This is a genomic window from Lentzea terrae, assembly GCF_003265345.1.
GTDB classification, from domain to species: Bacteria; Actinomycetota; Actinomycetes; order Mycobacteriales; family Pseudonocardiaceae; genus Lentzea; species Lentzea terrae.
This window is the reverse complement of the sequence record NZ_QFWW01000032.1, coordinates 59,603-79,623: the sequence shown is the minus strand read 5'-3', so window position 1 is coordinate 79,623 and position 20,021 is coordinate 59,603. Positions and strand designations below refer to the sequence as shown.

Below are 20,021 nucleotides of genomic sequence, written 5' to 3'. Positions count from 1 at the left end.
ACCGAGGGCCCGGCATCGAGGACCGAACGCCACTGCCCTTCTCGTGCGCGCGGCCACATCGTTGTGGTGGAAGGGAGACGAAAATGACTGTCGACAGTGGACTGTCCGGGAGGCCGGTCCGACTGTGGATCGGCCTGGTCCTGCTGGCCCTCGGCACGTTCGGCGTCCTCGGCGCGATGGACGTCCTGGACGCCGGCGCACTGGTCGGCACGTGGTGGCCGATCGCGCTCGTCGGGCTCGGCGTCGTCCCGATGGTGGCGCAGCGTCGCGTGTGGACGGGACCTGTGGTGGTGACGATGCTCGGGCTCTTCCTGCTCGTGGACAACCTCGGCTGGGCGGGCAGCGGCCTGCTGTGGCCGAGCGCGGTCCTCGTCGTGGGCGTCATCGTGCTCTGGGGCCTGCGCGGGCCTCGTGGATCCCGCAGCTCGTTCGCGATGTTCGGCGGGGCCACCATCCGGGAACGCAGCCCGCACCTGCGGCACGTCGACACGTCGGCCATCTTCGGTGGCACCACGCTGGATCTGCGGCAGGCGCACATCGACGACGAGGCGACCGTCGACGCGTTCGCGCTGTTCGGCGGTGTCGACGTGCTGGTGCCGCGGGGGTGGCGGGTCTCGATCGGCGGCCTGCCGTTCATGGGCGGCATCGACGACAAGACCACGCCGGACGACGACCTTCCCGCCGACGCTCCGGTTCTGGTCGTCAACGGCATGGCGATGTTCGGCGCCGTGACGGTGAAGGACAGGCCCGATGAGGAGTGACGTCCCGGCCGGATCGGGACCAAGGCCCGCGTCCGAAGGGATTCAGGCCGAGAAGACTCGAATCAGGAGAACACTTGGGAGGTAACGATGTCCGCTGTTCATGCCCCTGTTCGCACCCGCACCGACGCGGGTGCGCTGTCCCTCGCGGTCCTGCGCATCGCGACCGGCTTGTTGTTCCTGTGGGCGTTCGTCGACAAGGCGTTCGGTCTCGGCTACGCCACCCAGGCCAAGAACGCGTGGTTCTCGGGTGGTTCGCCCACGAAGGGCTTCCTGAGCCGGGTGAACGTCGGGCCGTTCGAGTCCGTGTTCCACGACATCGCCGGCACCTGGTGGGCGGACACGCTCTTCATGGCCGGGCTGTTCGCGATCGGCGTGGCGCTGGTGCTCGGCATCGGCCTGCGCATCGCCGCCGCCTCCGGTGCCGTGATGATGCTGCTCATGTGGGCGGCCGAATGGCCGCCGGCGCAGCACAACTCGGCCGGTGAGGCCACCATGTCCACCAACCCGCTCATCGACTACCACGTCGTCTACGCGCTGGTGCTGATCGCGCTCGCCGCGACGGCCTCCGGTGCGGTGTGGGGTCTGGCTCGCTGGTGGGCCGAGCTGCCGTTCGTCAAGGCCAACACCTGGCTGCGGTGACGGCACCGGGAAAAAGGGGAGGGCACCGCGGTGCCCTCCCCTTTTCGCGTGCGCGGATCAGCCGGCGCGGCGGGTGCGGTCGATCTGCTCGTCGAGCCCGGGTCGCACGAGCAGGACCGGGCACGGGGCGTGGCGGACGACCGCCTGGCTCGTCGAGCCGAGCAGCTTTCCCCGCAGACCTCCGGTGCCGTGCGACCCGATCACCAGCAGCGAGGCACCCGCGGCGAACTCGACCAGGCGGTGCGCGGCGGACCCGTGCACCACGTGCCGCTCCACCCGCACACCGGGGTGCCGGTCGGCGCACGCCTCGAGCCGCTGTGCCACCGTGGCGTCACGAACGGTGTGCAACTCGGACCACACGATCCCGACCGACTCGGCGAGCTTCTCGTTGCCCAGCGGCGGGTGCCAGGCGTGCACGGCGACGAGCGACGTGCCCCGGACCTCCGCCTCCTCGAACGCGCGGTCCAGGACCACCCAGTTGTGCGGTGCGCCGTTCACCCCGACGACCACGGGACCTTCGGCCTCGTCACCCCGGACGACGGCCACCGGGCACATCGCACGGCAGGACAGCGCGACGGCGACCGAGCCGAGCAACAGGCCCGTGAAGCCGCCCAAGCCGCGTGAACCGACGACGACCAGTCCGGCCGTCGCCGACTCCTGCTCCAGCATCCAGGCCGGCGTGTTCACCTCGACCCGGTACGTGATGTCCAGCGCGGGCGCGGTGTCGAGCGCATCCACGACCGCCTCTCGCACCCAGCCCATCGCCTCGTCGTGCAACGCACTGCGCGCCATTCCCGTCATGTCCAGAGCGTCGGCCGGCAGCGGCAGCTCGGCGTGCACGATGCGCAGCGAGGCGCCACGACGGCCGGCTTCCCCTGCCGCCCAACGAACAGCGCGCCGCGCCGACTCGGAACCGTCCACTCCGACGACAACCTCGTTCGCATGTCCGATCGGGACGGTCACACGACTCACCTTCCAGTCCAGTCCGAGGAGATCTGCTCCCACTCACGAGCCCAGCGGTGCAGCCGGATCCGCTTGTGCACGAACCGCGTGACGAGGTACAGCAGCACCATCGCGCCGGCTGTGGCTCCCCACAGCAGCAAGGCGAGCACGATCGCATCGATCGCCGCACCCTCCGTGGTCATCGGCGGTTCCGACACGCTGCCGCGCTCGTCGACCCAGATCGTCACTCCGGCGCCGGCTTTCGCGTCGTAATGCGCCTGAACCACGCCCTGCCGCGCACTTCCGTCCGCCAGGCGCCACCTCGCGAGCACGGGAGCCGTCTCGACGACACCGCCGCGTTCGGAAGACCCGATCGCCTCAGGTGCGTCCTCGATCAGCACGGCGTCGACCTTGTGCCGGGTCGCCTGTTCGACGGCGACCCGCGCCCTCTGGGTCGTGTAGATCTCCGACCCCATCGCACCCACGACGGGGACGGCCAGCAACGTGACGGTGAGCCCCAGCACGAGCACCGCGCCCTCAACGCGGTCACCCGCCGTGGCTAGCCGGTTGCGGCCGGGGAAGGCTTGATGGACGAGTCGGGACATCGGTTTCGCGGTCATGTGGTCCACCTCCTGGTTCAAGATTTCCGCGTGGAGGTGGCAGGTCCCAGGGTCCTTCGTCGCATCGGCGATGAGCCCGTGGTCTCGCCGAAACGAAGTCGGGATGCGGTGTTGGCCGCGTGTGCCGCGGAGCAGCCTGGGAGCAGACTTCGACACCGGGAGACCACGATGACCACGCCACTTCTCGTCGCCGACCAGCAGCGCTACGCGGACGTCAGGGATCGCAGGCTCGCCGCGATGCTCGCGGAGGAGGACGCGGCGGAGGAGCTCGGGCTGAACCCGCTGGAACGCGTCTCCTGCCGGCTGCACCGCCGCTGGCTGCACCACTGCGTGCACTCCGCGGACCACGTCATCAAGGTCACCGGCCACCGGTGGTGCCGGGACTGCTCAGCGGTCGCCTCCGTCGGTGTCGACGAGCTGACCGGTGACGTCCTGGTCCGCTGCCAGTCGTGCGACACGACCCCGGACACCGCGGCGACCCGGCAGATCGTCCGCACGTGCCGGGCGAGCCTCGCCGCCGCGCAGGGCTTCTTCGCCGATCACACGATCGCGGTCGCGATCACACGGTAGATCAGCACCGACAGCAGGTCCTGCACGACCGTCGCGAGTGGACCCGAGCCGAACGCCGGGTCTCCCGATGCCGACACCGACCGACAGGCCCTCGTCGTGCTCCTCAGACCGCACGACCGGTGCGAGGCGTCCATGACGCCGCTGATCCGCTCCTGGGGACTCGAAGCCGGCAGCCGTTCGATCGTGAGCAACCCGACGAGCGCGCCGTCCCGGCACACGGCCAGGACGGCGTGCTGTCGAACGCCGTGACGACGAAACCGTGCGCCGCCGCGGTGTCCAGGCGGTGGTTCAGCTCATTCGGGCTGGACATCGATCGCGATCTTGCGTTCCTCCGGCACCGCCGCCAGTGGAATGCGCACCTCCAGGATCCCCTTCTCGTACTTCGCGGAGATCTTCTCCGCGTCCGCTCCGGTGGGCAGCGTGACGGCACGGGTGAACGAGCCGTAGTGGAACTCTGTGCTGTTCCTTGGTGGTCTCCTCCCGCTTGGCCGTGATGGTCAGCACTCCGTTGGCCGCGCTCACGTCGATGTCCTTCGTGGCGTCGAGTCCTGGGAGCTCCGCCCGGACGACGTAGGCGCCTTCCTCGACGAAGTCCTCGATGTGCATGGGGTGCCTGGACGAGAACGGCCAGGACGTCTCGAACATGTCCCAGAGGTCGGGGATCAGTGCCCCGACGGGACGACGGGCGAGCGAAGTCATCTCCTCACCTTCCTGTTGTGGTTGTCTCGCACCAGCCCTGCGGCGTGATCCGGAACCTCCGTCTGCAGGGCACGTGCGGTGCGCTGATAGCCCGTCGACGACGGGCGGTCGGGCAGGGTGATCCGCGGCGCGGTCACCTCGTGGTAGTCGATCGTGCTGAGCAGGTGGGCGATCATGTTGACCCGCGCGCGCCGCTTGTCGTCGCCTTCGACCACGTACCAAGGGGAATCGGCGATGTCGGTGTGCACCATCATCTCGTCCTTGGCGCGCGAGTAGTCCTCCCAGCGCGTCAGCGACTCGAGGTCCATCGGCGAGAGCTTCCAGCGTTTCAACGGGTCGTCGAGGCGCTTGCGGAAGCGGTTTTCCTGCTCGGCGTCGCTGACCGAGAACCAGTACTTGCGCAGCAGGATCCCGTCCTCGACGAGCATCCGCTCGAACAGCGGGCACTGCCGCAGGAACAGCCGGTGCTCCTCCGGCGTGCAGTAGCCCATCACGTGCTCGACGCCGGCGCGGTTGTACCAGCTGCGGTCCAGCAGCACGATCTCCCCCGCGGCGGGCAGGTTCGCCACGTAGCGCTGGAAGTACCACTGGGTGCGTTCCCGTTCGCTCGGCGCCGGCAGCGCCACGATCCGCGCGACCCGGGGTTGAGGTGCTCGGTGATCCGCTTGATCGCCGAGCCCTTGCCCGCGGCGTCACGTCCCTCGAACACCACCACGAGCCGTGCCCCGGTCTCACGCACCCATTCCTGCAGCTTCACGAGCTCGGTCTGCAGCCGCAGCAACTCCCGCTCGTACACCTCGCGGTTCAGCCGTTGCATCAGGCTCCCTTCCGCCGGCGGTGCCACCACTTCTCCAGCTCCACCAGGACGTACGACACGGCGCTCAGCACCACCACCACGAGCCAGGGCTCCCAGCCGAGAGGCGCGGTGTGGAACAACGTGTTCATGAACGGCGCGTACGTCAGCAGCAGCTGCAGTCCGACGGTCAGCCCGACGCCCACGAGCAGCCACCGGTTCGGTCCGGTGCGCGGCCGGAACCGCTCGAGCGACCGGCAGTTGGCCAGGTAGGCGATCTGAGCGCCGACGAACACGTTCACCGCGACAGTCCGCGCGACCTCCAGCGACGCGCCCGACGACAGCTGCCAGCGGAAGGCGCCGAACGAGCACGCGAGCAGGATCGCCGAGACGAACAGGATGCGGCCGACGAGCTGCTTGGTCAGCAGCGGCAACGACGGTGGCAACGGTGGCCGGCTCATCACGTCCGACTCACGCGGTTCGAACGCCAGCGTCAGTCCCAGTGCCACGGCCGTGGTCATGTTGATCCACAGGATCTGCACGGGCAAGATCGGCAGCGCCGCGCCGATCAGGATGGCCGTCAGGATCACCAGGCCCTCCGCCATGTTGGTCGGCAGCGTCCAGATGATGAACTTGCGCAGGTTGTCGAAGACCGCGCGCCCTTCCTCGACGGCGGCGCGGATCGACGCGAAGTTGTCGTCGGTCAGCACCATGTCGGCCGCCTGCTTGGCGACCTCGGTGCCGCCCTTCCCCATCGCCACGCCGATGTCCGCGCGCCGCAACGCAGGTGCGTCGTTCACGCCGTCGCCGGTCATCGCGACGACGTCACCACCGGCCTGGATCTCCTTCACCAGCCTCAGCTTCTCCTCCGGCGCCACACGGGCGTGCACGGAGGTGATCCCGAACTCGGCCGCGATCGAGCGCGCCGTGGCCGGGTGGTCGCCGGTGATCATCTTGACCTCGATGCCCGCGGCCTGACAGGCCCGCACCGCTTCGATCGCCTCGGGACGCGCGGGGTCGTGCATCGCGACGACGCCCAGCAGCTCCACGTTGCCCTGCAGGCCTTCCTCGGTCAGCTCGGCGCCCGCCGCACGACCGATCGCCAGCACTCTCAGGCCGGCGTGGGCCAGTTCCTCGGCCTCGGCGCTGTGGTCGAGCCCGGCCAGCGCGAGAACCCGTTCGACCGCGCCCTTGACGTACACCACGTCGTTCGCGTGCCGGGTCGCCATGAACAGGCGCTCCGAGCTGAACGGCAGGGCGTCCACCCGTTCCGCCACGTCGGCGTCGGAAAGCCCCGCCTTGCGCGCCGCCACCACCAGCGCGGCCTCGGTGGGGTCACCGACCGGCAGCCAGCGTCCGTCCTCCTCGACGATCCGCGCGTCGTTGCACGCCAGCCCTGCCAGCAAACACTCGCGCAACGCCGGCGTCACCGGCGGCGCGACGGTTCCACTCGGGTCGTACCCGATACCGGACAGCTCGTACCGCGTGTCGCCCACGATGACCGTGCCGACTGTCATCGCGTTGGCGGTCAACGTTCCTGTCTTGTCCGTGCAGATGACCGTCGTGCTGCCCAACGTCTCCACGGCGGGCAACCGCCGGATGATCGCGTTGCGCCGCGCCATCCGCGCCACCCCGATCGCGAGCGTCACGGTGACCGCGGCGGGCAGGCCTTCCGGGATCGCGCCGACGGCAAGAGCGACAGCGGCGGTGACCATCTCGGCGAACGGTTCGCCGCGCAGCAGGCCGACCACGACGCTGACCGCCGCGAGCGCGAGGATCACCACGGTCAGCACCTGGCTGAAGTGCGCGAGCTTGCGGGTCAACGGGGTCTGCACGGTCGTGGTCGTGCTCACCAGCCGGTGCACCCGGCCGATCTCGGTGTCCGCACCGGTCGCGACCACAACACCACGTCCGCCACCTGCCGTCACCAACGTGCCGGAGTAGGCCATGTTGGCGCGATCGGCCAGTGCGGTGTCCGACGGCAGCGCCACCGGGTTCTTCGTCACCGGCACGGACTCCCCGGTCAGCGTCGACTCGTCGACGTGCAACTCCTTCGTGGACATCAGCCGGAGATCGGCACCGACCTGGTCACCGGCCTCCAGCACGACCAGGTCGCCCGGCACGAGCTCCGCAGAGGGAACGCGCGCGGTGAGCCCGTCGCGCACCACGGTGACCTCGGTGCGCACCATCTCGGTCAGCGCGTCCAGTGCGCGTTCGGCGCGCGCTTCCTGGACGAACCCGATGATGGCGTTCACCACGACCACGCCGAACACCACCGACGCGTCCACGACCTCGCCGAGGACGGCGGTGATCGTCGCGGCCGCGAGCAACACGTAGATGAGGGGGTGGTTCAGCTGCCCGAGCAGCCGCACGACCCAGCCCGGCCCTCGGCGTGCCGGCAGCACGTTGGGACCGAGCTGGGCGAGCCGCTGCCGCCACTGGGCGGTCGAGAGGCCGGCACCGGAGTCGGTCTCGGCGAGCAGGACGACCTCGGCCACCGGCAGCCCGTGGTGGAGGACGTCCTCGCGGTCAGGCGCGGTGACCGGCATGGTCCACCCTCAGATGCGGATCGTCGCGGCTGAGCGCCCGCAGCACGTCGAGGCGGGTGACCACGCCGATGACCTGCCGCTGGTCGAGGACCGGCACGCAGAGCACCTCGTAGCGGGTCATCGCGTCGAACAGCGTCTCGACGTCGAAGTCGGGCCCGACCGTCAGCTCCGGCTGCGACATGACCCGTTCGACCTTGGGAGCGTCTTCGTCGCCACGCCGGCAGCCGGCCTTGGTCACCACGCCGAGGAAGACGCCCTGATCGACCACCGGCAGCATCGTGAGGCCGAAGTCGTCCATCAAGCCCTCGGCGTGGCGGGCGAAGTCGCGCGGCCCCACGGTGACGAGGGGTCGCGCGACCAGGTCTCGTGCCTTCATCGCGTGCTCTCCGCGTGCTCGCGGTCGGTCACCGGGATCACGACGACCGGGGCGTGCGCGTGGTGCACGACGTGCATGCTGGTCGAGCCCAGGATCATCTGCCGGATCCGGTGGTCGGTGTGCGAGGCGACGACCAGCATCGCCGCGCCTTCCGACGCCGCCTCCAGCACCTCGGCCGCGTCACCGCGCAGGCTGCGCCGCACGATCTCCGGCTGGTCGGTCTTGCCCCGCAGCGCGCGCTGCAGGGCCTGCTCGACCAGCTGTTCGGACGCGGCCTGCTCGCGCTGCGCGGAGGTCTCCGTCCAGTCGACCAGCGCCTCGTACTGCCAGACGTTGACGACGTGCAGCGGGCAGCCGCGGGTGACCGCCTCGTCCACCGCCCACGCGAGTGCGCGGTCCGACGCCGGCTTCCCGTCCACGCCCACCACGATCGGGTCTGACTTCGTGCTCATCTCGATCTCCTCGTCTCGTGTTGTCAGCTGGTCCGCAACCGCCGCAGGAACGGGTCGGTCCGCCGTGCCGGAGCGACGCGGACCCTGGCGTCCACCACCAGGCATCCCTTCTCCGACACGACAAGCGGGTTGATGTCGAGCTCGACGACCTCGGGCAGCGCCGCCGCGAGGGCGGCCACCCGCAGCAGGACGTCGCGCACGGACTCCTTGTCGGCGTCCGCCAGCGCGGCACCGGCCGCGCGGAAGCTGTGCAGCAGACCATCTGCGTCCGTTGTGGACAGTGGCGCCAGCGCGGCGGCACGGTCGTCGATCACGTCGGTGTCCACCCCGCCCAGTCCCGTCACGACGAGCGGGCCGAACTTCTCGTCGGTGGCCACACCGACCAGCAGCTCCCTGCCGCCGCCGGCCATCGGCTGCACGAACACCCCGCGCAACCGGTCGCCGAAGCGTTCCTGGAACGCGCGGAACGCTTCCGTCACACCGGCGGCATCGGCGACACCGAGCTCCACACCGCCGCCCTTGCTCTTGTGCAGCAGGTCGTCGGCGACGGCCTTGAGCGCGACCGGGGCGTCGTACGCGCGTTGCGCCGACACCGCGTGCTCCGCCGTCGTGGTGAACGTGCCGCCCAGCACCGGCAGGTCGAACGCCTTGAGCAGCGTCACGACCTCGTCCGGCGTGAGCCACCCCTCGCCGCGGCGAGCCACGATCGCCTGCGCGGTGGTCAGGTCCACGCCGTCCAGCTCGGGGAACTCCGCGGGCCGCGCGAGCCAGTCCGCACGCTCGGCCAGCCTGGCGAGCGCGGCGGCCGCGCGGGCGGGTTCGGCGTAGCACGGCACCTCGTCCGCGAGGCGTTCGGTCTGACCCGTGCGCACGGCCAGCACGGGCTTGCCCTCGGCGCGGTGCACGCCGCCGGTGGGGTCGCCGAGTGCGGTCGGCACGGTCACGGTGATCACGGCGTCGACGGCGGGATCGGCTCCGATGACGTCCAGGCACCTGGCGAACGTCGCGTCGTCCACGACGGCGGTCGTGTCCACCGGGTTGTGCGCGCTCGCGGCCGGTGGCACCAGCTTGCGCAGCGCGGCGACGGTCTGCTCGGAGAGCTCCGCCATGTGCAGTCCCTCGCGCACACAAGCGTCCGCGGCCAGGACGCCGAGCCCGCCGGCGTTGCTCAGCACGGCGACAGACCGGCCTTTCGGCAGCGGTTGCCAGCTCAGCGCCATCAGCACGTCGGTGAGCTCCGGCACGCTGTCCACCGCGATCACCCCGGCCTGCCGGAACAACGCGTCCCTGGTGACCGAGGGCGTCGCGGTCGAGGCGGTGTGCGAGGCGGCGGCGCGCTGTCCTGCGTCGCTGGTGGCGGACCGGATCGCAAGCACCGGCTTGTCGCGGGTGACGCGCCGGGCCAGCCGGGCGAACTTGCGGGGATTGCCGAAGGATTCCAGGTACAGCGCGACGAACCGGGTCTCCTGGTCGTGTTCGCACCACATCAGCAGGTCGTTGCCGCTGACGTCGAGCTTGTCGCCGGTCGACACCAGGCTCGACAGCCCAAGTCCCAGGCGCCGCAGCTCCTCCTGCACACCGATCGCGATGCCGCCGGACTGGGTCACCAGCGCGATGTCGCCCGCGAGGGTGCTGTGGGCGGCGAAGGTGGCGTTCATCCGGACCGCGGGCGAGCTCGTCGAGACGCCCAGGCAGTTCGGGCCGATCAACCGCATGTCGTAGCGGTGCATGACCTTCCTCAGTTCGTCAGCGTCCACACCGGACGAAATGACGACCAGGGCTCGCACGCCGCGGCGCCCGCACTCGTCGGCCACGCCCGGTACCGCCTTGGCCGGAACGCACAGCACGGCGAGCTCTGGCGGTTCGGGCAACGCGGTCACCGAGGCGTAGCATTCGACGTTCGCGACGGACTTCGCGTGCGGGTTGACCGCGTACAGGTCACCGGCGAAGTTCCCCTTCACCAGGTTGCGCAGCACCGCGTGGCCCACCGAGTCCGGCGACCGGCTCGCGCCCACGACGGCGATCGATCCAGGGCGCAACACGTGCGTGAGACTCGCGACATCAGCCACGGCTTCACGTTCGGCGATCGCGTCGAGATAGCGGTCGCAGGCCTCCAGGCCGAGGTCGACGTGCACGACGTCGCCGTCCGGCACGACCGTCCACACCAGACCCATGTCGGTGAACACCCGCAGCATCCGGAAGTTCATCGCGAGCACTTCCGCCGTGAACCGGCGCACGCCCCGGCTGCGGGCCAGGGAGACCAGGTGCTCGAGCAGCAGCGTGCCGATGCCGTGCGTCTGCTCGGCGTGCGACACGACCAGCGCGACCTCGGCGCAGTCGGTGTCGCCGAGCACGACGTAGCTCCCCGCGCCCAGCAACCGGTCGCCCCGCAGAGCGCCCAGCACCACGTGGCGCGGTACGTCCGGGGACACCATCCGCTGCACGAAGTCCTCGAGCTGCCGCGGCGAGGTGCTGAAGAACCTCAGGTACTGGTCCTCGACCGGCAACGACCGGTGCAGCTCCAGCAGCGCCGACACGTCAGAAGGCCCCAGCTCCCGGACGGTCACGGCCGTTCCGTTCGTGAGCAGTGCCCGCACGGGTGCCTGTGACGGGGTCATGTCGATCCTTCCTCGGCGGAGATCCGCGAGCGGTCAGAGCAGGGGGCCGGGGGTGAGCGGCACGGCTTGCCGGAGGTGCCCGGGCACGGTCTCGGTCTCGGCTTCGACCTTCGGCGCGCGGATCACGACCACGGGGCACGCGGCGTGGTGCACGCAGTACGAGCTCACCGAGCCGAGGAGCGCCTCGACGATCGGCCCGTGCCCGCGACTGCCCACGACCAGCAGCTGCGCGTCCTCGGACGCCTTGACGAGCACGGTCCTCGGGTCGCCCTCCACGAGCACCCGCAGGATCCCGGCGTCGGCGAACTCCTCCACCGCGCCGTCCAGCACGGCCTGCTGGGCCGCCTGCCTGCTCGCCGGCGTCAGCTGCATGCCGATCTCGGCGGGCATCGGGCCGACGATCATGCCGTAGTCCATGTGCCACGCGGAGACCGCTTCGACCCGGCAGCCGCGCCGCCGGGCGTCCTCCACCGCCCACCGCAGCGCTTCCCGTGCGGCCGGGGATCCGTCCACGCCGACCACGATGGGCCGGGAATCGTTCTCGCTCATGCACTTCAGCCTCGCGGTCAGCGCCGCAGGCGGTGAGTGTCCGGGGTCCTTCCGCGTTCGGGACCTTCGTCCTGGACTACCAGGCCATCCCGAGTGCCACCGCGGCGACGACCGGGGCCAGCCACGCGCCGAGCCGCAGCGCGAACCTCGGCCCGCCCGTCACGGTGGCCAGAACCAGCTTCACGACGGTGTTCGTGGCCAGCGCGGCGCCGCACGCGATCACCGCGATGCGCACCGGAATCGACTGCGGCGCAAGCGAAGCGGCCGCGATCGCCGCGGCGTGCGCGTCCGCGAGGCCACCGATGGCGCCCGCGGCCACCACTCCCCCGCCACCGAGCCATTCCGCCGACGCACGGGTGGCCACCAGGAACAGCACCAGGACCGCCGCCAGCGACAGCGCCGCCTTGAGCGACATCGGCCTGCTCACCACGGGCTCGTCGTTCTCCACGTCGGCGGGCTTCGTGCGCCACACCAGCCACGCGACCTCGGCCAGCAGCACGACCAAGCCCGCGCCGATCGAGGGCAGCAGTCTCAGGGCGACCGGAGGACTCGCGACCGCGATCACCGCGAGGATCTGCGTGAGCGTCGCGAGGTTCACCGCCACCGCTCCGGGAAACGCCGCCGCACCGACGACCCGGTATTTCCGCGCCATCACCGCCGTCGTCGCCGAACCGGAGACGAAACCGCCGGCGAACCCGGTGACCAGCAGCCCCCAGCGCTCTCCGAACGCCCTCGCCGCGACGTAGCCGGCCCAGCCGATGACCGTGACCGCGATGACGAGCCACCACACCCTCGCGGGGTTCAGCACCCCGTACGGGCCAAGCGGGCGATTGGGCAACAACGGCAGCACGACGAACGCGACGACGAACAGCATCATCGCGTCACGCACGTCCTGATCGCTCACCACCTTGCGCGCGAACTGGTGCAACGGCCGTTTCGCGGCCAGCAACGCCGCGGCCGCCACTCCCACCGGGACCGCGAGCTCCGGGCGCGACCACGCGAGCGCGCCGAGCAGGAACGTCGCGATGGCGGCGATCTCCGTCGTCGCACCGGGTTCGGTGGTGCGCAGGTACCAGGCGATGACCAGAGCGCCCACCGCTGCCAGCGCGACACCGAGCGCGACCGGTGACACCGCGGCGCTCACCGCGCCGCCGACTGCGATCAGCGGGAACGTCCGCGACCCCGCGGGTCTGGTGGAGTCCTTCGCGTTGTCGTGCTCGCGCTCCACTCCCAGCAGCAGCCCGATCGCGAGCGCCGTCGCGAGGTGACCGAGCGCGACAGCGGTGTCCACGACTCAGCTCACGTGGAGGCGCGCGGCCTCGTCTTCGGCCGTGACGACGTGCGCGTCCGGGCCGGGGAACACCAGCGCCTCGTGGTCGGTGTCGAGCCACCGCACCACGTACGGCGGGCTGCCGTCCTCGTGCCGCAGCCGCACGATCTGCCCGCGCCGTCCGCCGTGGTCCACCACCGGGCCCTTGACGACCAGCCAGTCACCCGCCTTCGCCTTCATGACGCCCGCCTTTCACTCGGTCCTGTGCGATCGAGGGTTCGCCTCGCGCGCGTGCGACAGCAGTGCGGATCGGCTCGCCGGTCTCGTGACATTGGTCCCTGCCAGCGGGTACGACCTAGGCCCTGCGCTGGGCGCTGAACGAGGCGCCGCGACGCAACGCGCGCGTGGAGGCGGTGCTCGCCCACCGCGCGGAGCCCGCGTTCGTGCCGGCCTCGCCCATGGGTTTCAACCCGCACGGCGACATGCCGGCACAGCACCCGGAACAGGAACTGCACGCTGCCGTGCAGCAGGTTCGCGCCCTCGTGCCCGGCGCCGCCGAAGTCGCGGAGACGGTCGTGGTGGGTGACGCGGCACGCCAGCTCGCCCGTGCGTCCCAGGACGCCGCGTTGCTCGTCGTGGGAACCAGGGGACGTGGGAAGGTCGCCGGGGCCGTGCTGGGCAGCGTCGCCGCGGATTGCCTGCGGCACGCGCAATGCCCGGTCGTCGTCATCCCGCGACGTGCCGTGCACTGACGCCTCATGTTGATGAAGGGCTCTTTCCTCGACGAGGTCGAGGAAAGAGCCCTTCATCAACGTTGGGTCAGTCGCCCGGCCGCACGATCGCCAACGGGCACGGCGCGTTGTACACGAGTGCCTGGCTCGTCGAGCCCAGCAGCATGCCGGCGAACCCTCCGTGCCCGTGGCTGCCCACGACCACGAGCTGAGCCTCGGCCCCGTACCGCATCAGCGCCCGCACCGGCCGATCACGTAGGACCACCCGGTTGACCACCACGTCCGGGTACTTCTCCTGCCACCCGGCGAGGCGCTCGGCCAGCGCCCTGCGCTCGTCCTGTTCGACCTGGCCCCAGTCCACGGTGAACCGCGACGCGGTGTACGCGCTCTCCACCATGAAGTCCTGCCAGCACATCAACGCGGTCAGCGGCGCACCGCGCACAGACGCCGTCTCGAAGGCGAAGGCCAGTGCCGCCTCGCTCGTCGGGGAACCGTCGACACCGACCACGACCGGTCCGTCCGGCACTTCCGTGCCACGCACGACCACCAACGGGCACTTGCCATGGGACGCGAGAGCGAGCGCGGTCGAGCCGACCAGCAGACCCGTGATGTTTCCGAGCCCCTGGGAGCCGAGCACCATCAGCCGTGCGTCGCGCGACTCGGCGATCAGCAGTGTCGTCCCGTACTCGCAGAACCGCTCGGTGGTCACCTCGACGTCCGGTGCGACGCCACGGGCGGCAGCGGCGGCCTCGGTGAGCCAGGCGTCGGCCTGCTCCTCGATCGCGTGCCGGATCTCGTTGCCCGTCATGACCATCTCGGGGTATCCGCGGGTCGGCAGCGCGTACCCGTGCACGAGCCGCAGCGGGGCGTGGTGGCGGGCACACTCGGCGGCGGCCCACTTCACCGCGGCCAGGGCCGAGGACGAGCCGTCGACACCGACCACGACCGGAGCGGCGGGTCCCTTCATCACTTTCCTCCTGTCAGCACGCGCACGCGCAGCACGCCGTGAATCGACTTCGCGAGTGCGACGAGAACGTTCCTGGTCTCCTCATCGGTGTTCTCGGCCCCGATCGCCGCCTCGCCGTCCCGCACAACGACCGTCCACTTGCGACTTCCGCCGGCGTAGAGGTCGAGCACGCGCTGGACTTCCGCCGCGACGGTCGTGTCCGTCCTGGCCAGCGCCCGGACGAGGTCGCGCCGCGTCACGACGCCCACGACCTCGGAACCGTCCACGATCGGGAAGCAGCGGACGCGGTCGTCGACCATCGCACGCGCCAGCACCGATGCCTGGGCGTCGCGGTCCATTGCGACCGCAGGGGTGGTCATCACGTCGCCGACGCGGGAGCCGCCCGCCTCGTCGCCGTATCCGTTGCGCAGCAGGTCGGCCTCGGTGACGATGCCGATCAGCCTCTTGTCGTCGTCGACGACCGGTAGTGCGGTGAAGCCGTGCGACACGAGCAACGCCGCGGCCCCGCGCACGGGTACCTCCGGTTTCACCGTGATCGCCGGGCTGGTCATGATGTCGCGAGCGCGCATGGCGTTCTCCCTTCCGCCTTCGACGCTAGGAACGCGCCGCGCACGAGGACGCGGTCGTTGGTCCCGCCCCGTCCGGGTCCTTGGCACCCACGTGCAACAGGGCCTGCGGAAACCCCGCGAGCTCGTACTGCTCGATCAGGCCGGCCCGCCACTGCTGGCGGTGCATGAGGTGGACCACCGGCCGCACCCGCACCCCCGTGGAGCGGGCGGCCAGGACTGCTCCCTGCAGCGCCGCCCCGCCCCGCACGTGGTCCGGACGCCCGTCTCCCACCGTGACGACGATCAGCGTGTCGTCGGCGACGCGGTGCAGTTCGGTACCCGCCCAGTGGTTGGCCGTCACCAGGTCACGCGCGTCGCCGTCGCCGGTGCCGCCAGGCAGCCGGATCGCCTGGTGCTGCGCGAGTTCCTCGGCTCCCGGAGGTTGCCGGCGGTCGGCCTTGACGACCGCGATCAGGTCCGGGTTCGCGTGGTCGGAGGGGAACACGACCTTCGCGTGCCAGCCGGCGACCCTGATCGCGAGCACGATGTGCTCCAGGGCGGCTCCGCAGGACAGCAGCCGATCCATGCCCAACGGGTCGTGCAACGACTTGTGCGCCACCTCGTACAGGTAGACCGACCGGCCGTGCAACTCGAGCACCCACGGCCTGATCCCGCTGTACACCGGCGCTTTCCGCGCCGCCTCAACGATTTCCGCTGCCTCCGCCGGATTCCAACTCATGCCTCGACGATCCGCCCGCGGCCTGCTCGCCGACAGGGCGGACCGGCTCGCCCGGCACGGGCCCTTGGACTCTGCGCCAGCCCGCGCACGACGTCGCAACCTGGAAGCCCCGGACGAGGAGGATTCATGAGCACCGCCAAGAAGTGGAGCGTCGAGCTCCTCATCGACGAGCACGAGGGCCGGACCAGGGCCGAGGCCCGGCTGCACACCCAGGACCCGACCCACCTGGTCGGCATCGGGACGGCACGGCTCAACCCCGCGGACCGCGACGTCCCGGAGATCGGCGACGAGCTCGCCGCGTCCCGCGCGCTCGCCGACCTCGCGCACCAGTTGCTCGACGCGGCCGCGAACGACATCGAGGGCGTCACCCGGACGCCTGCCCGACTGAGCGAGTGAGGCGGCCATGATGTGGTACTACGGCGACGCCCCGATGGGCTGGGGCGGGATCGTCATGATGACCCTCGGCATGATCTTGTTCTGGGGCACGCTGGCCGTGGTCGGCGTCCTGGTGCTCCGCAAGGTCAACGAGGGCGGGCGGAGCGGCTCCGCGCTGCGTATTCTGGAAGAACGGCTGGCCAGGGGCGAGATCGACACCGAGGAGTTCGATCGCGTGCGCAAGACCCTGAGCACTCGTTGATCAGAGTCTTTGGACCCTGTGTGGGTGCGTCTGGCCAGAGGATCGTCCATTGTGTTGTCAGCGGACGAAAGGTGGTTTGCGGTGGTCTCGCGTGTGTTCCTGGTGGATGACCACGAGGTGGTCCGTGTCGGGATCAGGGAACTGCTCAGCGCCTCCGAGGACCTCGAGGTCGTCGGTGAGGCCTCCTCGGTCACCGAGGCGCTCACCAGGATCCCCGCCGTGGCACCGGACGTGGCCGTGCTCGACGTGCGGCTGCCCGACGGCAACGGCATCGAGCTGTGCCGTGAGCTCATGTCCCGGCTGCCTGACCTCAAGTGCCTGATGCTCACGTCGTTCACCGACGACGAGGCGCTGTTCGACGCGATCATGGCGGGTGCGGCGGGGTTCGTGCTCAAGCGCATCGTGGGCAGCGATCTGACCAACGCGGTGAAGACGGTCGCGGCCGGGCAGTCCCTGCTGGACGCGCGGTCGACGGCGGCGTTGCTGAACCGGATCCGCCGCGAACGCGAGCAGGGCGACCCGGTTCGCTCCCTCACCGAGCAGGAGCGCACGGTGCTGGACCTGATCGGCGAGGGCCTGACCAACCGGCAGATCGCGGACAAGATGTTCCTGGCCGAGAAGACCGTCAAGAACTACGTGTCCCACCTGCTCGCCAAGCTCGGCCTGGAGCGCCGCACGCAGGCCGCCGTGCTCGCGTCCAAGCTCACCGCGCCGCCCGCGCCGCGCGAGGACGGTTAGTCGAGAGGGACCTGCCAGGTCACCCGCGTGCCGCCGCCGGGTTCGTCCGCGACGGCACAGGTGCCGCCGTATCCCGCCGCGCGCTGCTCCAGGTTGCGCAGACCGCTGCGCGCGACGTGCGGAGGCATGCCGACTCCGTTGTCCACCATCGTGATGACCAGCGCGTCACCTGCCTCCACGGTGAGCGTGAGGTTGGTGGCTCGGGCGTGCCGCAGCGCGTTGCTGACCAGCTCGCGGACCACAGCCTCGGCGTGCTCGCCGATGTGGTCGGGCACGAGGTTGTCGATCGTGCCGCTCATCCGCACGGCGGGCGTCAGCTCGGCACCCTCGGTGAGTTCGGCGACGATGTCCAGCAGCCGGCGGCGCAGCCCCGTGTCGCCCATGTCGGCCTGGAGGTCGAAGATCGACGTGCGGATCTCCAGGACGGTCTGGTCGAGCTGGTTCACGGCCTTCTGCACCCGCTTGCGGGCCTCGGGGTGGTTCACCCAGGTCAGCGAGCCCTGCAGGCTCATGCCGGTGGCGAAGAGCCGCTGGATCACGTGGTCGTGCAGGTCGCGGGCGATGCGGTCGCGGTCAGCCAGCACGTCCACGAGCCGGCGCGCCTTCTGGTTCTCGGCGAACTCCAGCGCCACCACCGCCTGGTCGGCCAGCGAGGCCAGCAGCGGCATGAGATCCGCGTTGAACGGCGCGGCGCCCTTCTCCCGCACGCACACCAACAGGCCCGCCACCGCCGAACCGGCGCGCATCGGCACGATCACACAGGCACCCAGCTCGTTTCCTTCGGAACCGAACAGTCCCTCGACCGCCTCGGCGAGCGCGGGCGCCGCCGTCTCCAGAACCTCGCCCAGCAGGGTGCCCTGCGGGTCGATGACGCCGCCCACCAGCGCCACGCCGGCCTGGGCAGCAGCTCGCAGCCCCTGTTCCGCCCCATCGGTCAGCAGCACCAGCGCGCTGGAGCCGGAGGTCAGCTCCACGGAGCGCTGAGCGATCAGGTGCAGAGCGTCATCGGCCGACGCGCCGCCCAGCAGCTGCGAGTTGATCTCCGCCGTCGCCTCGAGCCACCGTTCGCGCATCCGCGACCGTTCGAACAAACGAGCGTTCTCGACCGCCACACCGGCCGCCGCCGCCAACGCCTCCAGCACCACCTCGTCGTCCGCGGTGAAGTCGCTGCCGTCCTTCTTCTCGGTCATGTAGAGGTTGCCGAACACCTCGTCCCGCACGCGAACCGGCACACCGAGGAAGCTGTGCATCGGAGGGTGGTTCGGCGGGAAACCCACCGAAGCCTTGTGCTCGGCGAGGTCGTGCAACCTGATCGCCCTCGGCTCCTTGATGAGCAACCCGAGCAATCCCTTGCCCTCCGGCAGATGGCCCATGTTCGAACGGGTCTCGGGGTCGATGCCGACGTAGACGAACTGGGAGAGGTTGTCCCTCTGCCCGAGCACTCCCAGCGCGCCGTAGCGCGCACCCACCAGCTCCACGGCTGCCTGCACGATGCGTTGCAGGGTCGAGTCGAGCTCCAGTCCCGCGCCGACCGCGAGGACCGCGTCGAGCAGCCCCTGCATCTTGTCCCGGGTGGAGCCGATCTCGGCCAGCCGGTCTCGCATCTCGTCGAGCAGTTCGTCGAGGCGCAACCCTCCGAGCAGGCTGCGCGCCCGGCTCTCTGCTGAACCACTCATGGATCACACTCTGCCCCACAGGACGTTGCGGCGCCAAGCAGTCCCGGTCAGGTTGGGACCTTCGGCTGTGGGGTACCGCTCCCCCATTGGTGAAGGTGGATCGCACCACGATCGACCGGCACGACATAGAGGTGAAATTGATGACCGAGGTGACCTCGGCGCTGGGGTTGGCTCCGGACCAGGTGCGGACGATGCTCGAGTCCGCATCGCTCGCGCCGTCGGTGCACAACACCCAGCCATGGCGGTTCCGGCTGTTGCCCGACCGCATCGAGCTGCACGCGGACATGGAGCGCAAGCTCATCGCGACCGATCCCGACGCACGTGAGCTGCGACTGTCCTGCGGTGCCGCGCTGTTCAACCTCCGGGTGGCGTTGCAGGGACTCGGGGTGCGCCCGCTGGTCACTCTCCTGCCTGGACAGGCCGCACCCGGCGCCCTGGCGACGGTCCGCCGTGGTGGGACGGTGCGTCCGGACGACGAGATGCGGGCGTTGCTGCGCGCCGTGCCCGCCCGCCGGACCAACCGCCGCCCGTTCTTCGAGTCCGGAGTGGACGGACGGCAGCGCCATGCGCTGGTGCGGGCCGCCGAGCTGGAACGCTCGTGGCTGCACGTCGTCGCCACCCGCGAGGAAGTCGCGCGGATGAAGCACTTCGTGCGGCGCGCCCACCAGATCCAGCTGGCCGATCCGGACGTCCAGGCCGAGCTGCGCTCCTTCACCGGTCATCGGCCGGGTGCGGGCGACGGCGTCCCACCCGCCTCCGCCGGCGTCCGCCCCGCGGCCCAGGACGAGTGGGCGTTCCGCGACTTCCACCCCGGAGCAGACCACGACCGGCTGCCCGGCAAGGACTACGAGTCCAACCCCCTGGTCCTCGTCGTGTGCTCGCACTACAACGGTCCGCTCGGCGAGCTCCAGGCCGGTCAGGCGATGCAGCGGGTGCTGCTCACCGCGACCACGCTCGGGCTGTCCGCGTCGTTCCTCTCCCAGCCGATCGAGGTGGCCGGCGTGCGGGAGGAGCTGCGGCGTGAACTCGGCGGGATGCTGGTTCCGCAGACCGTGCTGCGCATCGGCTACAGCTCCCCCGTCCCCGCGACGCCACGGCGTCCGATCGCCGAGCTGTTGCTGGAGTCGTCCGACTCGACGACCTGAGG

At 70.5% G+C, this 20,021-nt stretch carries 23 protein-coding genes and 1 pseudogene; 8 read left to right on the top strand and 16 right to left on the bottom strand.

Going from position 1 to position 20,021, the window contains the following annotated elements; all coding sequences use genetic code 11:
• Window positions 1–83 precede the first annotated feature (83 nt).
• Both DI276_RS40275 and DI276_RS40270 read left to right on the top strand, forming a co-directional pair.
• Window positions 84–761 (top strand): LiaF transmembrane domain-containing protein, encoded by a 678-nt coding sequence (locus tag DI276_RS40275; protein ID WP_112273776.1) that lies wholly within the window; start codon window positions 84–86, stop codon window positions 759–761.
• An 87-nt stretch (window positions 762–848) separates the two neighbouring features.
• The gene (locus DI276_RS40270) at window positions 849–1,400 is read left to right on the top strand and encodes a DoxX family membrane protein (protein ID WP_112273773.1); all 552 of its coding nucleotides are present in this window, start codon (window positions 849–851) and stop codon (window positions 1,398–1,400) included.
• Between the two features lie 57 nt (window positions 1,401–1,457).
• Here DI276_RS40270 and DI276_RS40265 read toward each other — a convergent pair whose 3' ends face one another.
• Window positions 1,458–2,363, bottom strand: a complete 906-nt coding sequence (locus tag DI276_RS40265) for a universal stress protein (protein WP_198681212.1) — start codon at window positions 2,361–2,363, stop codon at window positions 1,458–1,460.
• 5 nt (window positions 2,364–2,368) lie between these two features.
• A complete protein-coding gene (locus tag DI276_RS40260) occupies window positions 2,369–2,962 on the bottom strand; it encodes an Rv1733c family protein (protein WP_157985272.1) in 594 nt (197 codons plus the stop codon).
• Window positions 2,963–3,130: 168 nt separating this feature from the next.
• Here DI276_RS40260 and DI276_RS40255 point away from each other — a divergent pair, with 168 nt between their 5' ends.
• Entirely contained in the window at window positions 3,131–3,532 is a 402-nt protein-coding gene (locus tag DI276_RS40255) for a hypothetical protein (RefSeq protein WP_112273767.1), read from the top strand.
• Here the strand turns inward: DI276_RS40255 and DI276_RS51595 are convergent.
• From DI276_RS51595 to DI276_RS40205, 10 genes and pseudogenes are all read right to left on the bottom strand, one after another.
• Window positions 3,502–3,750, bottom strand: coding sequence for a hypothetical protein (locus DI276_RS51595; RefSeq protein ID WP_198681229.1), 249 nt, complete (start codon window positions 3,748–3,750; stop codon window positions 3,502–3,504). The genes DI276_RS40255 and DI276_RS51595 overlap by 31 nt on opposite strands.
• Before the next feature lie 70 nt (window positions 3,751–3,820).
• On the bottom strand, window positions 3,821–4,231 hold the full coding sequence (locus DI276_RS53640; RefSeq protein WP_456298526.1) for an Hsp20/alpha crystallin family protein: 411 nt from the start codon (window positions 4,229–4,231) through the stop codon (window positions 3,821–3,823).
• Window positions 4,228–5,048, bottom strand: a pseudogene (gene ppk2 / locus DI276_RS40240) (polyphosphate kinase 2). The gene DI276_RS53640 and the pseudogene ppk2 overlap by 4 nt, the downstream one beginning before the upstream one ends.
• Window positions 5,048–7,573 (bottom strand): cation-translocating P-type ATPase, encoded by a 2,526-nt coding sequence (locus DI276_RS40235; RefSeq protein WP_112273765.1) that lies wholly within the window; start codon window positions 7,571–7,573, stop codon window positions 5,048–5,050. Before DI276_RS40235 ends, ppk2 begins: the two are co-directional and overlap by 1 nt.
• Window positions 7,554–7,949, bottom strand: a complete 396-nt coding sequence (locus tag DI276_RS40230; protein WP_112273763.1) for a CBS domain-containing protein — start codon at window positions 7,947–7,949, stop codon at window positions 7,554–7,556. The genes DI276_RS40235 and DI276_RS40230 overlap by 20 nt, the downstream gene beginning before the upstream one ends.
• The gene (locus tag DI276_RS40225) at window positions 7,946–8,401 is read right to left on the bottom strand and encodes a universal stress protein (protein ID WP_112273761.1); all 456 of its coding nucleotides are present in this window, start codon (window positions 8,399–8,401) and stop codon (window positions 7,946–7,948) included. The genes DI276_RS40230 and DI276_RS40225 overlap by 4 nt, the downstream gene beginning before the upstream one ends.
• A gap of 23 nt (window positions 8,402–8,424) precedes the next feature.
• A complete protein-coding gene (locus DI276_RS40220; RefSeq protein ID WP_112273759.1) occupies window positions 8,425–11,019 on the bottom strand; it encodes a bifunctional acetate--CoA ligase family protein/GNAT family N-acetyltransferase in 2,595 nt (864 codons plus the stop codon).
• Between the two features lie 33 nt (window positions 11,020–11,052).
• Window positions 11,053–11,568 (bottom strand): universal stress protein, encoded by a 516-nt coding sequence (locus tag DI276_RS40215; protein ID WP_112273757.1) that lies wholly within the window; start codon window positions 11,566–11,568, stop codon window positions 11,053–11,055.
• 76 nt (window positions 11,569–11,644) lie between these two features.
• Complete coding sequence (locus tag DI276_RS40210) at window positions 11,645–12,859, bottom strand: MgtC/SapB family protein (RefSeq protein ID WP_112273755.1); 1,215 nt, start codon at window positions 12,857–12,859, stop codon at window positions 11,645–11,647.
• A 3-nt stretch (window positions 12,860–12,862) separates the two neighbouring features.
• Window positions 12,863–13,078 carry a DUF1918 domain-containing protein gene (locus DI276_RS40205; protein WP_112273753.1) on the bottom strand — a complete coding sequence of 72 codons (216 nt, stop codon included), beginning with the start codon at window positions 13,076–13,078 and terminating at the stop codon, window positions 12,863–12,865.
• A 122-nt stretch (window positions 13,079–13,200) separates the two neighbouring features.
• Between DI276_RS40205 and DI276_RS40200 the strand changes: the two genes are divergently transcribed.
• Window positions 13,201–13,590 carry a universal stress protein gene (locus DI276_RS40200; RefSeq protein WP_112273751.1) on the top strand — a complete coding sequence of 130 codons (390 nt, stop codon included), beginning with the start codon at window positions 13,201–13,203 and terminating at the stop codon, window positions 13,588–13,590.
• A 67-nt stretch (window positions 13,591–13,657) separates the two neighbouring features.
• On the opposite strand, the gene DI276_RS40195 is transcribed toward DI276_RS40200, so the two are convergent.
• From DI276_RS40195 to DI276_RS40185, 3 genes are read right to left on the bottom strand one after another with little or no spacing between them, the layout of a single operon-like run.
• The gene (locus DI276_RS40195) at window positions 13,658–14,536 is read right to left on the bottom strand and encodes a universal stress protein (protein ID WP_112273749.1); all 879 of its coding nucleotides are present in this window, start codon (window positions 14,534–14,536) and stop codon (window positions 13,658–13,660) included.
• Complete coding sequence (locus DI276_RS40190; RefSeq protein ID WP_112273747.1) at window positions 14,536–15,105, bottom strand: CBS domain-containing protein; 570 nt, start codon at window positions 15,103–15,105, stop codon at window positions 14,536–14,538. Before DI276_RS40190 ends, DI276_RS40195 begins: the two co-directional genes overlap by 1 nt.
• Window positions 15,106–15,130: 25 nt before the next feature.
• Window positions 15,131–15,823, bottom strand: a complete 693-nt coding sequence (locus DI276_RS40185; protein ID WP_157985271.1) for a hypothetical protein — start codon at window positions 15,821–15,823, stop codon at window positions 15,131–15,133.
• A gap of 126 nt (window positions 15,824–15,949) precedes the next feature.
• Here DI276_RS40185 and DI276_RS40180 point away from each other — a divergent pair, with 126 nt between their 5' ends.
• The 3 genes from DI276_RS40180 (at window position 15,950) to DI276_RS40170 (ending at window position 17,198) form a co-directional block, all read left to right on the top strand.
• Window positions 15,950–16,219: a DUF1876 domain-containing protein gene (locus DI276_RS40180; protein ID WP_112273743.1), complete on the top strand. Its 270-nt coding sequence runs from the start codon at window positions 15,950–15,952 to the stop codon at window positions 16,217–16,219.
• A gap of 7 nt (window positions 16,220–16,226) precedes the next feature.
• Window positions 16,227–16,460 (top strand): SHOCT domain-containing protein, encoded by a 234-nt coding sequence (locus DI276_RS40175; RefSeq protein ID WP_112273741.1) that lies wholly within the window; start codon window positions 16,227–16,229, stop codon window positions 16,458–16,460.
• A gap of 81 nt (window positions 16,461–16,541) precedes the next feature.
• Window positions 16,542–17,198: a response regulator gene (locus DI276_RS40170; RefSeq protein WP_112273739.1), complete on the top strand. Its 657-nt coding sequence runs from the start codon at window positions 16,542–16,544 to the stop codon at window positions 17,196–17,198.
• Here the strand turns inward: DI276_RS40170 and DI276_RS40165 are convergent.
• Entirely contained in the window at window positions 17,195–18,874 is a 1,680-nt protein-coding gene (locus tag DI276_RS40165) for a GAF domain-containing sensor histidine kinase (RefSeq protein WP_112273737.1), read from the bottom strand. The two genes, DI276_RS40170 and DI276_RS40165, sit on opposite strands and share 4 nt — an antisense overlap.
• Window positions 18,875–19,014: 140 nt before the next feature.
• On the opposite strand from DI276_RS40165, the gene DI276_RS40160 reads away from it, so the two are divergent.
• Complete coding sequence (locus DI276_RS40160) at window positions 19,015–20,019, top strand: Acg family FMN-binding oxidoreductase (protein ID WP_112274069.1); 1,005 nt, start codon at window positions 19,015–19,017, stop codon at window positions 20,017–20,019.
• Window positions 20,020–20,021: the final 2 nt, after the last annotated feature.

Excerpts from the sequence above, each read along its gene's own strand:
- DI276_RS40275 (WP_112273776.1), top strand. The coding sequence starts at position 84 with ATGACTGTCGACAGTGGACTGTCCGGGAGGCCGGTCCGACTGTGGATC.
- DI276_RS40270 (WP_112273773.1), top strand. The coding sequence starts at position 849 with ATGTCCGCTGTTCATGCCCCTGTTCGCACCCGCACCGACGCGGGTGCG.
- DI276_RS40260 (WP_157985272.1), bottom strand. The coding sequence starts at position 2,962 with ATGACCGCGAAACCGATGTCCCGACTCGTCCATCAAGCCTTCCCCGGC.
- DI276_RS40255 (WP_112273767.1), top strand. The coding sequence starts at position 3,131 with ATGACCACGCCACTTCTCGTCGCCGACCAGCAGCGCTACGCGGACGTC.
- DI276_RS53640 (WP_456298526.1), bottom strand. The coding sequence starts at position 4,231 with ATGACTTCGCTCGCCCGTCGTCCCGTCGGGGCACTGATCCCCGACCTC.
- DI276_RS40235 (WP_112273765.1), bottom strand. The coding sequence starts at position 7,573 with ATGCCGGTCACCGCGCCTGACCGCGAGGACGTCCTCCACCACGGGCTG.
- DI276_RS40230 (WP_112273763.1), bottom strand. The coding sequence starts at position 7,949 with ATGAAGGCACGAGACCTGGTCGCGCGACCCCTCGTCACCGTGGGGCCG.
- DI276_RS40225 (WP_112273761.1), bottom strand. The coding sequence starts at position 8,401 with ATGAGCACGAAGTCAGACCCGATCGTGGTGGGCGTGGACGGGAAGCCG.
- DI276_RS40220 (WP_112273759.1), bottom strand. The coding sequence starts at position 11,019 with ATGACCCCGTCACAGGCACCCGTGCGGGCACTGCTCACGAACGGAACG.
- DI276_RS40215 (WP_112273757.1), bottom strand. The coding sequence starts at position 11,568 with ATGAGCGAGAACGATTCCCGGCCCATCGTGGTCGGCGTGGACGGATCC.
- DI276_RS40205 (WP_112273753.1), bottom strand. The coding sequence starts at position 13,078 with ATGAAGGCGAAGGCGGGTGACTGGCTGGTCGTCAAGGGCCCGGTGGTG.
- DI276_RS40195 (WP_112273749.1), bottom strand. The coding sequence starts at position 14,536 with ATGAAGGGACCCGCCGCTCCGGTCGTGGTCGGTGTCGACGGCTCGTCC.
- DI276_RS40190 (WP_112273747.1), bottom strand. The coding sequence starts at position 15,105 with ATGCGCGCTCGCGACATCATGACCAGCCCGGCGATCACGGTGAAACCG.
- DI276_RS40185 (WP_157985271.1), bottom strand. The coding sequence starts at position 15,823 with ATGAGTTGGAATCCGGCGGAGGCAGCGGAAATCGTTGAGGCGGCGCGG.
- DI276_RS40180 (WP_112273743.1), top strand. The coding sequence starts at position 15,950 with ATGAGCACCGCCAAGAAGTGGAGCGTCGAGCTCCTCATCGACGAGCAC.
- DI276_RS40175 (WP_112273741.1), top strand. The coding sequence starts at position 16,227 with ATGATGTGGTACTACGGCGACGCCCCGATGGGCTGGGGCGGGATCGTC.
- DI276_RS40165 (WP_112273737.1), bottom strand. The coding sequence starts at position 18,874 with ATGAGTGGTTCAGCAGAGAGCCGGGCGCGCAGCCTGCTCGGAGGGTTG.
- DI276_RS40160 (WP_112274069.1), top strand. The coding sequence starts at position 19,015 with ATGACCGAGGTGACCTCGGCGCTGGGGTTGGCTCCGGACCAGGTGCGG.